We start from the raw sequence: 3,259 nt of genomic DNA on the forward strand, positions 1-3,259 counted from the left end.
AGGGCCGGGAGGGGTGCCGGTGCCGGCGGGCGCGGCGATGTAGCGTTGCGCGCGCGGTGCGGCGGGCGGCGCGGCGGGGGCGGCAGCCGGCGCGACGAAGCCGCCCGACGCGTACGATTCGGCAGCCGCATCGGCCGATGCCGGCTCGCGGCCCGGCGTGGCCATGTTGAACTTGCGGATGAAGAAGCGGAACAGCCCGTAGTACGCGACGCCGTACGCAATGCCGAGCGGGATCGCGATCCAGCCCTTCGTCGACAGCCCGTAGTTCAGCACGTAGTCGATCGCGCCGGCCGAGAACGTGAAGCCGAGCTTCACGCCGAGAATCTGGCAGATCGCGAGCGACAGCCCCGTCAGGACCGCGTGGATCACGTACAGCACCGGCGCGAGGAACATGAAGCTGAACTCGATCGGCTCGGTCACGCCGGTCAGGAACGACGTCAGCGCCATCGAGAACAGCAAGCCGCCGACCATCGCGCGGCGTTCCTTGGGCGCTTCGTGCAGCATCGCGAGACACGCCGCCGGCAGGCCGAACATCATGATCGGGAAGAAGCCGGCCATGAAGGTGCCCGCGGTCGGGTCGCCCGCGAAGAAGCGGTGCAGGTCGCCGTGCACGATCTCGCCGCCGGCCGGCGGCGTGAAGTTGCCGAACACGAACCACGCCAGCGAGTTGATGATGTGATGCAGGCCCGTGACGAGCAGCAGGCGGTTCAGGAAGCCGAACACGAACGCACCGATCGCGCCCGCCGTCGTCAGCCACTGGCCGGCCGCGTCGATCAGGTGCTGGACCGGCTGCCACACGTACCCGAACACGATGCCGAGCACCACGCACACCAGCCCCGTGATGATCGGCACGAACCGTTTGCCGCCGAAGAACGCGAGGTAGTCCGGCAGCTTGATGTCCTTGTAGCGGTTGTACAGCAGGCCCGCGACGACACCCGCGATGATCCCGGACAGCACGCCCATGTTCAGCTTGGGATCGATGTCCTTCATGATCGCGGTTTCGATCAGGTAGCCGATCGCGCCCGCGAGCGCCGCCACGCCGTTGTTGTCCTTCGCGAACCCGACCGCCACGCCGATCGCGAACAGCAGCGGCAGGTTGTCGAAGATCGCGCCGCCGGCGTCGGCGATCATCTTGATGTTGAACACGTCCGGCTGGCCGAGTCGCAGCAGGATGCCGGCGACCGGCAGTACCGCGATCGGCAGCATCAGTGCCCGGCCCAGGCCCTGTATTTTCAGAAACGGATTCCCGTTCATTCAGTCCTCCAATCCTTGTCTCTTCGTTAATCGTCGTTGCGCTGATTGCTTTCGTCGTCATACGGGCCACGAACCTGCCGCCGACGTTCAGTCGAGCGGCCAGACCTCGCGGCTTGCTGCCCTTACCGCCTGTGCCGAATCGAGCGCGAGCAGGTCCTGCGCGCGCTGACGGCACAACTGGTAATCGAGACGGCGCACACGCGCCTTGATGCCCGGCACCGATACGGGGTCGACCGACAGTTCGGTCACGCCGAGGCCCACCAGGATCGGCACCGCGAGCGGATCGCCGCCGAGCGCGCCGCACACGCCGACCCACTTGCCGTGCTTCGCCGCGCCGCGCACCGCGATGTCGATCAGGCGCAGCACGGCCGGATGCAGGCCGTCGGATTGCGCGGCCAGGTCGGCCTGGCAGCGGTCCATCGCGAGCGTGTACTGGGTCAGGTCGTTGGTGCCGATCGACAGGAAATCCGCGTGCTGCGCGAGCTGGTCGGCCAGCAGCGCGGCCGACGGCACCTCGATCATCGCGCCGACCTCGATCGGCTCGGTGCGGCCCTGCGCGCGCGCGAATTCGTCGATGCGCTTGCGCAGCCGCACGAGTTCGCCGGCGTCGGTAACCATCGGCAGCAGGATGCGCACCGCGCCGAACGGCTTCACCGCGAGCAGGCCCTGCAATTGATCGTCGAGCAGGTCGGGGCGCACCTGCGCGAGGCGGATGCCGCGCAGGCCGAGTGCCGGGTTCGGTTCGGGCGGCAGCGTCAGGTAGTCGACTTCCTTGTCCGCGCCGACGTCGAGCGTACGGATGATCGCGGTGCGGCCCTGCAGCGCGTCGACGATCGACTGGTAGCTCTGCTGGTGTTCGACGACCGTCGGCGCGGCCTGGCGATGGATGAACATCAGCTCGGTGCGCAGCAGGCCGACCGCGTCGGCGCCGTTGTCGACCGCGGTGTTCGCATCGTCGAGCGTCGCGATGTTCGCGGCGACCTCGATCGCGCGGCCGTCGACCGTCGCGGCGGCCGCACCGGCCAGTTGCCGGTTCGCCTCGCGCACGCCGTCCAGGCGCTGGCGTTCGTGCCGCGCGCGCTCGACGTCGAGTGCGGTCGGCGCGTGTTCGAGCCGGCCCGCGCTCGCATCGACGACGACCTGCGTGCCGTCCGGGATCGCGTACAGCGCATCGCCGACCGCGACCAGCGCCGGAATGCCGAGCTGCCGCGCGATGATCGCCGCGTGCGACGTCGCGCCGCCGCGCGCCATCACGAGCGCGGTCACGCGCTGGCGATCGAGCGACGACAGGTCGGACGGCGTGAATTCCTCGGCCGCGAGCACGGCCTCGTCGGGCAGCGTACGCGCGGCGCCGTTCGTGTGGCCGAGCGCGCGCAGCACGCGCTTCTCGATGTCGCGCAGGTCGGCCGCGCGTTCGGCCAGCAACGCGTCGTCGAGCTTCGACAGCGTGTCGATCTGCGTGCGGATCGTCGCGCGCCACGCGAAGCCCGCGCTCTTGCCGAGGCTGATCAGGTCGCGCGCCGCGTCGATCAGCGTCGGATCTTCCAGCAGCACGCGATGCACCGCGAAGATGCCCGCTTCGCCGACCGCGCCGCGCGCCGACGCATTGCGCACCGTTTCGTCGAGTTCGGCGTCGACCGCCTTCAGCGCCTGGTCGAGCTGGCGACTTTCGGTGGCCGGCGTGCCGGCGGCCTGTTCGGGCGGCACGATGTCCGCATCGTCCAGGCGCACCAGCGCGCCGACCGCGATGCCGGGCGCCGCGCACACGCCCGCGAGCGTGTTCGGGTCCAGCGGTGCGCCGGTGCTGCGCGCGATCGTCCGCGGCACGGGCGACGTCATCCGCGCCGGCTTTTCCTCCACTTCGCCGTGCGCTTCGCGCAGCAGCTCGTGCTCGACCGCGTCGACCGCCTGCTGCGCATGCGCGCCGCGGCCGACCAGTTCGACCGTCGCGCCTTCGCCGGCGCCGAGGCCGAGCAGGCCGACGACGCTCGCGATCGATGCCTTG

Annotated in this window: 2 protein-coding genes; both read right to left on the reverse strand. The window is 70.1% G+C overall.

The annotated features are described in order from the left end of the window. Window positions 1–1,254 (reverse strand): PTS transporter subunit EIIC (locus G3N62_RS34955; RefSeq protein WP_206141516.1); only part of this gene is annotated, 1,254 nt, incomplete at its 3' end. Between the two features lie 87 nt (window positions 1,255–1,341). Further along, window positions 1,342–3,259: phosphoenolpyruvate--protein phosphotransferase (gene ptsP / locus G3N62_RS34960; RefSeq protein ID WP_206141517.1), on the reverse strand; the 1,918-nt coding region annotated here is incomplete at its 5' end.

This window comes from Burkholderia sp. Tr-20355 (genome assembly GCF_017104685.1).
Classification (GTDB): Bacteria; Pseudomonadota; Gammaproteobacteria; order Burkholderiales; family Burkholderiaceae; genus Burkholderia; species Burkholderia seminalis.